This is a genomic window from Phenylobacterium sp., assembly GCF_041920015.1.
GTDB lineage: Bacteria > Pseudomonadota > Alphaproteobacteria > Caulobacterales > Caulobacteraceae > Phenylobacterium.
Genome location: NZ_JAYRST010000108.1, coordinates 1 through 8,303 on the forward strand (window position 1 = coordinate 1; position 8,303 = coordinate 8,303).

At 69.3% G+C, this 8,303-nt stretch carries 8 protein-coding genes and 1 riboswitch; of the genes, 1 reads left to right on the plus strand and 7 read right to left on the minus strand.

Features of this window, described 5'->3' with window-relative positions:
* Positions 1 to 102 precede the first annotated feature (102 nt).
* The 3 genes from ACE3TL_RS15710 to ACE3TL_RS15720 all read right to left on the minus strand — a co-directional run bounded on the left by ACE3TL_RS15710 (position 103) and on the right by ACE3TL_RS15720 (position 3,026).
* Positions 103 to 1,062 (minus strand): oxidoreductase, encoded by a 960-nt coding sequence (locus ACE3TL_RS15710; protein ID WP_374579611.1) that lies wholly within the window; start codon positions 1,060 to 1,062, stop codon positions 103 to 105.
* Between the two features lie 3 nt (positions 1,063 to 1,065).
* Entirely contained in the window at positions 1,066 to 1,845 is a 780-nt protein-coding gene (locus ACE3TL_RS15715) for an enoyl-CoA hydratase-related protein (protein WP_374579612.1), read from the minus strand.
* Between the two features lie 116 nt (positions 1,846 to 1,961).
* Complete coding sequence (locus ACE3TL_RS15720; protein ID WP_374579618.1) at positions 1,962 to 3,026, minus strand: MBL fold metallo-hydrolase; 1,065 nt, start codon at positions 3,024 to 3,026, stop codon at positions 1,962 to 1,964.
* Positions 3,027 to 3,190: 164 nt separating this feature from the next.
* On the opposite strand from ACE3TL_RS15720, the gene ACE3TL_RS15725 reads away from it, so the two are divergent.
* Positions 3,191 to 4,513, plus strand: a complete 1,323-nt coding sequence (locus ACE3TL_RS15725; RefSeq protein ID WP_374579613.1) for a hypothetical protein — start codon at positions 3,191 to 3,193, stop codon at positions 4,511 to 4,513.
* A 131-nt stretch (positions 4,514 to 4,644) separates the two neighbouring features.
* Here the strand turns inward: ACE3TL_RS15725 and metA are convergent, their stop codons facing one another.
* The 4 genes from metA to ACE3TL_RS15745 form a co-directional block, all read right to left on the minus strand.
* Positions 4,645 to 5,562, minus strand: coding sequence for a homoserine O-succinyltransferase (metA, locus tag ACE3TL_RS15730; protein WP_374579614.1), 918 nt, complete (start codon positions 5,560 to 5,562; stop codon positions 4,645 to 4,647).
* A gap of 41 nt (positions 5,563 to 5,603) precedes the next feature.
* Positions 5,604 to 5,710: riboswitch (SAM-I-IV-variant riboswitch) on the minus strand.
* A 138-nt stretch (positions 5,711 to 5,848) separates the two neighbouring features.
* Positions 5,849 to 7,231, minus strand: a complete 1,383-nt coding sequence (locus ACE3TL_RS15735) for an RNB domain-containing ribonuclease (protein ID WP_374579615.1) — start codon at positions 7,229 to 7,231, stop codon at positions 5,849 to 5,851.
* Positions 7,228 to 7,713: a GNAT family N-acetyltransferase gene (locus tag ACE3TL_RS15740; protein ID WP_374579616.1), complete on the minus strand. Its 486-nt coding sequence runs from the start codon at positions 7,711 to 7,713 to the stop codon at positions 7,228 to 7,230. Before ACE3TL_RS15740 ends, ACE3TL_RS15735 begins: the two co-directional genes overlap by 4 nt.
* 103 nt (positions 7,714 to 7,816) lie before the next feature.
* Positions 7,817 to 7,939, minus strand: coding sequence for a hypothetical protein (locus tag ACE3TL_RS15745; RefSeq protein ID WP_374579617.1), 123 nt, complete (start codon positions 7,937 to 7,939; stop codon positions 7,817 to 7,819).
* Between the last annotated feature and the right edge of the window lie 364 nt (positions 7,940 to 8,303).

The following is an 8,303-nucleotide window of genomic DNA, read 5'->3' on the forward strand; positions in this document are numbered from 1 at the left end:
TCGCAAGAAAGCTCGTCGTCATCGCAAACGCCGTCATACGAGACACCTCATACAACAACTCTCAACTGACTTGATGACAACGGGTCGCCAGACTTCCGCTCCTTAGGCCGAAACCCCCGTCGTCGCCTCCGACAGCGCCCACAGCCGCTCGGCCGACTCAGGATCGAGCGCATAGGGCATGACGCCCTTCATCGGGTTGTCCTTGCTCCAGGGCGCAGCCTGAGCGCAGTCTTCCAGATAGAGCCCGCCGATCCCCTCCAGCTCCTCGCCGACCGCCGCCCAGACGCTGGTCGAGGCGCCCTGCTCGGGGGTCTTGAAGCCCTCGCGGATGTTGCCCTCTTCGTCCATCCAGCCCATCGCCACCATCTCCTCCTTGGGCAGGTAGCGCTGCAGCGGGGTCATGATGCCGCCGGGCATCACCGCATTGGCGGTGACGCCGTGCTCGGCGAACCGGGCGTTGTAGCCGACCGCGAACAGGGCGTTGGCGGTCTTCGACTGGCCATAGGCCTCCCACTTCTCGTAGGGCCGGGTCAGGTAGTTCGGGTCGTCCCAGTTGATGTCGCTGCGCCGGTGGCCGATGGACGACAGCGCCACCACCCGCGCCGTGCGCCCCTCCTCCGAGGCGTTCAGCAGCGCCCGCGTCAGCCCCACCGCCAGCACGTAATGGCCGAAGTGGTTGGTGCCGATCTGCAGTTCCAGGTCCTCGGCGGTGCGCAGCAGCGGCGTGGCCATCACCCCGGCGTTGTTGATCAGGATGTCCAGCGGCTGGTCGCCCCAGGCGTCGACGAACGAACCGACCGAGGCCAGGCTCGCCAGGTCCAGCGTCCCGGCCACCACGCGATCGGCGCCCAGCGCCTCGTTCATCGCCACGGCGGCCTTCTCGCCGGCTGCCCGGTCGCGCACCGCCAGCATCACGTCCGCCCCCGCCGCGGCCAGGGCCTTGGCGGTCTCGTAGCCGATGCCGCTGGCCCCGCCGGTGACGACGACGTTGCGGCCCGAGAGATCATGGTCGCCGGCCACCACGCGGGCGGGGGTCAAGGCGCCGAAGCGGGAGCGGATCATGGGTCAGGCCACCTTGCTGAAGTCGGGCGCGCGCTTCTCGGCGAAGGCGGCGAACGCCTCCTTGGCCTCGGGGCTCTTGAGCTGGGCGGCGAAGTGCTTGCCTTCCTCGTCCATGCGCCCGGCCAGGCCCGCCTCGTCGCGCATCAGCGCCTTGGTGATCGCCACCGCGGCCGGCGGGCGCGCGGCCACCGCCTCGGCCGCCGCGCGAGCCCGGGCGCGCAGTTCGCCCAGCGGCGTGACCTCGTTGGCGATCCCCCAGTCGACCGCCTTCTTCGCATCCACCGCCTCGCCCAGCACGAACATCGAGAACGCCCGCGCATGACCGATCCGGCTCGGCAGAGTGATGCTGGAGGCCGCCTCCGGCACCAGGGCCAGGTTCACGAACGGCGTGGTCAGCAGCGCGTTCTCGGCCACATAGACGAGGTCGCAGTGCATCAGCATGGTCGTTCCCACGCCCACCGCGCGCCCGTTCACCGCGGCCACCAGCGGCGTCTTGGCCCGCGCCAGCGCCGCCAGCAGCGGATTGCCGCCCCGCCGCGCCTCGTTGGCGCTCGAGTCGCCGGCGTTCACCGCGGCGAAGTCGCTGATGTCGTTGCCGGCGGTGAACATGTCGCCATTGGCCTGGATCAGCACGCAGCGCACGTCCTTGTCGAACTCGGCCTGGTCGATGGCCTCGCCCAGCGCCTGGTACATGGCGCGCGTCAGGGCGTTCTTCTTCTCCGGCCGGTTCATGGTCAGGGTCAGCACCCCGCCGGACTTCTCGATCAGGATATGGTCGGTCATCGGAAATGCGCTCCTGCGGAAATGCGTCTTGATCTTACGCCGTATGCTATCGCGGGGGCGCGCGAAGACGCCAATCTTTTCCTCCTCGCGCGACCTCGCGCCATCCCAGGGGCGCTTCAAGCCGCCCGGTACCAGATCACCCCGGCCTCGTCGGCCTCGCGCACCGCCTGGCCGCGGGAGATCAGGCAGTTGAGGTGGGCGATGCTCTCGCCGGTCGCCATGCCCAGCACGTGATGGTCGATCTTGCGGCGGAACAGCACCGGGAACACGTCCACCGCCCGCTTCGGCTCGGCGATCAGCTCGCGCAGCCGCGCCAGCCCCCGCTCGTGCCCGCCGATCAGGTGGTCGATCCGCGCATGCAGGCCATGGAACGGATCGTTGTGCGCCGGCAGCACCAGCACGTCGTCGGGCACCTGCGCCTTGATCGCCGCCAGGCTGGTCAGCCACTCGGTCAGCGGATCGCCGTCCGGCTCGGTCGGGAACACCGAGACGTTGGACGAGATCTTCGGCAGCACCTGGTCGCCGCTGATGAACAGCTTGAGCTCCTCCTGCCACAGGCAGACATGCTCGGGCGAATGGCCCGACCCGACCACCACCCGCCAGGGCCGCCCGCCGATCTCCACCACGTCGCCGTGGCAAAGGCGCCGGAACGAATCGGGCAGGGCGTGGAGCCCCTTGCCGAAGCCGCCGAACCGGGCGCGGTAGTCCTCCAGCGCCTCCTCCTCCCAGCCGGCCGCCCGATAGAAGGCCAGGGCGTCCTCGGGCGCCTCGCGGCCGGTGTCGGCCGCCAGGCTGCGGCACATCAGGAACTCCAGCCGGCTGATCCACAGCCGGCACTGGAACTTGCGGGTCAGCCAGCCGGCCATGCCGATATGGTCGGGGTGCATGTGGGTGACGAACACCCGCGTCGCCGGCCGCTCGCCCAGCGCCCCGGCGAAGGCCGCGCGCCAGGCCTGGCGCGTGGTCGTTCCGCCCATGCCGGTGTCGACGATCGCCCAGCCGCCCTCTTCCTCGATCGCCCAGACGTTGATGTAGGCCAGCGACCCGCCCAGCGGCATGCGCAGCCACTTCACGCCGGGCGCCACATCCACCGCTTGGCCGTCCTGCGGCCCTTCGGCGAACGGATAGCTCAGCCGCGCCCGCGGCGTTTCGTCCTGCTGGTTCTGGAAACCGTCGCGCAAAATCCCGCCCCTTCCGTCATAGGCCTGCAGCTTGGGCCTCGCCCGTGAGCGTTGCAAATGCAACCTCCGCCGTAGTTCAGGCGCTGTTCACGACGAACTTGACCCACTGCCCTTGCGGGGGCTTATCTCCGCAGCCAAGGGAACCACCCAGGAGTTTTTGAACCATGAGGCCATTCATCACCGGCTTGGCCGCCACCTTGGCCTTGCTGGCCCTGGCGCCGGCCGCCGTTTCCCAGGGCAAGAAAGCCGAAGAGATTTCGGAAAAGGCGCGTACCCAGGGGATGGCCGAGGCTCCCGCCTTCGCCAAGGCCGCCGGCGTCGCCTGCAACGTCGCCGACGCCCGCTTCATCGGCAAGAACGCCGACAAGAAGGCCAAGACGACCACCAGCTATTACGAGATCGACTGCGACCAGGGCGTCGGCTTCGTCCTGTCGGCGGTGGAAGGCGGCGCCACCACCTCCTTCACCTGCATCGAGGCGAACACCCCCGGCCCGGACGGCAAGCCGTCCAGCCTGGCCTGCAAGCTGCCCGGCAACGCCGATCCGAAGTCGGACTTCGGCCCGATCCTCGCCGCCGCCAAGGTGCAGTGCACGCCCGAGGCCGTCCGCGGCATCGGCCAGAGCGCGACGGCCACCTATTTCGAAATCGCCTGTCAGGGCTCGCCCCAGGGCTACATCCTGAAGACCAGCGCCCCGATCGACGCGGCCAAGCCGGTCGAGGCGACCGACTGCATGCTCTATGACGGCGGCCAGTCGAACATCTCCTGCACCCTGCGCACCAAGGAAGAGCGCCTGGCCATCGTCGACACCCTGGCCGCCAGCGCCGGCAACGGCTGCGCGGTGAAGGACCGGAAGTACGTCGGCCAGTCGCAATCGGGCTCGGCCTTCTTCGAAGCGGCCTGCAACGACGGCAAGGGCTACATGTACCGCGTCGACGCCGGCCAGCTCGCCCAGACCTACGAGTGCGCCAAGGCTTCGGGCATCATGGGCGGCTGCACCCTGACCGACGCCAAGGAAGCCATGATGGAGCAGAACGGCCTCTACACCCGTCTCTCCAAGGCCGCCGGCTTCAATTGCGACGTCTCAAAGTACGCGCCCTTCCCCGGCCCGGCCGGCAAGGACATCGTCGAGATGGCCTGCTCCAACCGTCCGGACGGCGGCGTCGGCGTGTTCGGCGGCCCGAACGACAAGCCGATCGTCTATGACTGCGCCCGCGCCCCGATCGCCGGCTACCGCTGCTCGTTCACCAAGCTGGACACGAGCGGCTACGGCTCGGTGACCGCCGACCTGAAGGCGGTGGGCAAGGCTTCCTGCACGGTCTCCAACGCCCGCATCATCGGCAAGACCGCCAAGGGCACCACCTATATGGAAGTCGCCTGCTCCGACGGCCTGAAGGGCTATGTGATGGAATACACCGCCGAGCTGAAGCCGATCGAAGCCATCGGCTGCGCCTTCTCCGGCCAGTGCAAGCTGCCCGGCAACACCTGATCGACCTCTAAGGTTCGAAAAATAGAAGGCCCCGGAGAGCGATCTCCGGGGCCTTTTTCTTTGTCGCCCGCGATCTCCATGAGGTCCGCGACCTGGTGATCGCCTGCCCCTGACCGCCGCAGACGCTCGCCTCAGCGCCCGATGGCCGCCAGGTCGAACGGCGTCGTCTGGTAGATCTCGTTGATCCAGTTGGCGAACAGCAGGTGCGCATGGCTGCGCCAGCGGTTGGACGGTGCGCGCGTGGGATCGTCGCCCGGAAAATAGTGCGCCGGCAGCGGCGCGTCCGGGTCCTTGGCGGCGTCACGGGCATATTCCTCGGCCAGGGTGCCGGCCTCGTATTCCAGGTGGTTGAACATGTGCAACGCCCGCTGCCCGGGGTCCTCCAGCAGGCACAGGCCCGACTCGTCGGACTCCAGCAACACTCGCAACCGCCCGTCGGCCGGCAGGTCCTCGCGCCGCACCTCGGTATGGCGCGACACCGGAATATCGACCTCATCGGACAGCCCGCGCAGGATCGGCGAGGCCGGCTCGACGATCCGGTGCGCATAGACCCCCGAGCGCTTCTGCGGAAGCTGGTGCTTGGGCACGCCATGGAAGTGCTGCAACGCCGCCTGCGCGCCCCAGCAGACCATGAACGAGGCGTGCACATGGGTCCGCGTCCAGTCGAAGATGCGCCGCAGTTCGTCCCAATAGCCCACCTGCTCGAACGGCAGGGTCTCGACCGGCGCGCCGGTGACGATGAAGCCGTCGAAGGTCCGGCCCCGCACCTCGTCCCAGGTGCGGTAGAAGGCCGACATGTGGTCGGCCGGCGTGTGGCGCGGCGTGTGGCTAGCGAGCTGGATCAGCGACAGCTCCACCTGCAGCGGCGTGGCGCCCAGCAGGCGCGCGAACTGCGCCTCGGTCCGCGGCTTGTCGGGCATCAGGTTCAGAAGGCCGAACTGCAGCGGCCGGATGTCCTGGCGCGCGGCGTCCGTCTCGCGCATCACCACCAGCCCCTCGGCCTCGAGCGTGGTGCGCGCTGGCAAGGTGTCGGGAATCTTGATCGGCATGACTTCGCCCTCGTCTACAAATCGGCCGGGGACGGAGCTGGGATCGCCCGTTTCGTTGCCGCCTCGGCCACATCCCCCCTTGCGGGAGCGCCACCTTGCTCGGGAAGCAGGTTGGCGTCGGGCGAAGGCCCGACTCTTGATGCAAGATTTGCTCTATCGCCCCCGCCGCCGCGCCGCAAGCCCCCGCGGAGGCCAGGGGCGCCGCACATGGTAAGGTAAGGTGATCGCCTATAGTGCCGGCGTGGATTTCCTCCCCGGCTGCGCAGGGGAGAAAGGGTATCCGCCCTCACCCCGTCCGCTGGAAACTCGTCGAGGGCTGGGCCGGGTCGGCGCGGGTCAGGCGCACGGTCATCTCATCGCCGATCTCGACCTTGTGCGCCGTCACCCGCGCCACGATGGGCAGTTCGCAGAGCTGCATCCGCGCCCCGCGCTCGTCGATGTCGGTGACCACGGCGCGGAAGCTCTCGCCCTCGCGCGCCTGCAGCATCAGCGCCTCGGCCAGGTCGATGGCCGCGCGGTCGAGCTGGCCCGACCGGGAATCGGCTCGCGCCATCACCGCCGGCAGCTTTTCGAAGGCCTCGCTCGCCCCGGCCGGGACCGGGCGGCCGTTCACCACCGCCAGGGCCGTCATCACCACATAGCGGTCGGCCAGCCGCCGCAGCGGCGCGGTCGCATGCGCATAGGTCGCCGCCATCGCCGCGTGCCAGGGCGGCGCGCCCTCGCGATAGGGCACATAGCCGGCCGGCGCGCTGGCCCGGCGGATGGCCAGCATGAAGGCCGCCTGTTTCGGATCGCCCGGGTCGAGCCCCAGCTCGAACTGCGCCAGGCTCTCCATCGGCGGCCAGACCAGGCCGAAAGCCCGCGCCGTCTGGCGCAGCCGGCCCACGGCCCGCGCGTCCGGCTCGGGCATCACCCGGAAGAGGCCGGTATGATGCGCCTGCAACACCCCGGCCACCGCCAGGTTGGTCGCCAGCGACAGCGCTGCGTTCTGGTCCTCGGCCTGCGTGCGCGGACGAAAGCGCAGTTGCAGCCGCCCGTCCACCACCGCCACCTCCTGCTCGGGCGGATCGACCCGCGCGGCCCCGCGCCGCGCCTCGGCCGCGGCGATCCGCGCGGCCAGGTCTGCGAACCCCGCGGGCAGGTCGGCCGGCGTCACGGTCTCGTAGGCCAGCTTGGCCCGGCTGGCGATCACCGCCCGCTCCACGCCCTCCAGCTTCACCTCGCCCTCGGCGTCCACCCGCACCGTGAACACCACCGCCGGCCGCGGCCCGTCCGGCAGCAGGCTGGCCGCCCCTTCGCTCAGCACCGGCGGATAGAGCCCGGCCTTGGCGCCCGGCATGTAGGTGGTGGTCCCCCGCCGCCAGGCCTCCTCGTCGATCGGCCCGCCGTCCTCGACGAACCAGGCCACGTCGGCGATGGCGTAGTGCAGCAGCAGGTCGCTTCCGCTCGCCTCGATGGCGAAGGCCTGGTCGAGATCGGTCGAACTGGCCGGGTCCAGGGTCACGAACGGCCTGTCCATCCGGTCGGCATGCTCGCTCGGCCTGCGCTGCGCCGCCGCCTCGGCGGCCGCCAGCACCTGCGGCGGAAACGCTCCGGGAACCTTGTAGCGGCGGCGGAGCTCGGCCACGCCCGCGCTGAGGGCGTTGTCGGTGTCGACGAGGGCTTTCATGCCAGCATCATTGCCATGGCGTAGTTATGGATCGCTACGCCCCGCACCTCGAAATCGCGCCGGCGCACCAAGTCGAAGCCTTTGCGCTCGAAGAGCGGCCGCGCCAGTTCGCTGGCTTCCACATACAGTCTCGTCGTTCCGGCCGCCCGCGCCGCGGCGATCAGCCTGTCGAGGACCTCGCCAGCCACGCCGGTCCCGGCCGCCTCGGGGCGCGCATAGAGTTGGTCGATGTGGCCGTCGGCCTCCAGGTCGCCGTAAGCCGCCACCTGCCCTGCTGCGTCGAGCGCCAGCAGGGTCAGCCGCCCGTCGCCCGCCCGCGCCCGCACCTGCTCGGGCGGCAACGGCGCCGGCGCCCAGGCTTCGACCTGAGCCTGGCTGTATCGGCGTCCGCCGAGCCCGCGCACGGAGTCGAAATAGAGCCGCCCCATCGCTTCAGCATCGGCCGGCTCGAAGGGGCGGTAGGTGAAGGCGGGCTCTGCCATGCCCCTTTGCTACCATCGCCTGCCCGCGGGAGCGAAGCGCCGCGCAACGAAAAAGCCCGCGGATCGCTCCGCGGGCCCGTCTTCGTCGAAATCGGCCTGGCTCTTAGGCGGCCGAGGTGGCGTGGGCGCCTTCGCCGCGCAGGCGATGCATCACCTTGCGGACGGCCGCAAACACCACGCGCTCCAGAGCCAGTTGACCTTCGACATTGTTGTAATCGGCAAACATGATCGCCTCCAAATGCTGGAGACGATATATGCTGCGACGCACAAAAAATCAATGCTGCGTTGCAAAATTCTCCGTCAGCGCTTGGCCGCACGCTGCTTCGCACCTGCGGCAGGCCACGGCGCAAACCGCGCAACCGCCGGTGTTCTGCAACCCTTTCCTCCCCCATCCGGATGCAGGGCTATCGCATGGGGTGTCATCCCGGTTTGCGAAGCAAGACCGGGACCCATGAACATATGCGTTTCAGAATCCGTCTCGGCGGCGCCAGATCCTGAAAGCTCGGTGTTCATAGATCCCGGACAAGCGCTGCGCGCTTTCCAGGACGACATGCGAAGGGGGCTGCCGCCGCTTATCCGAGCCATATGCA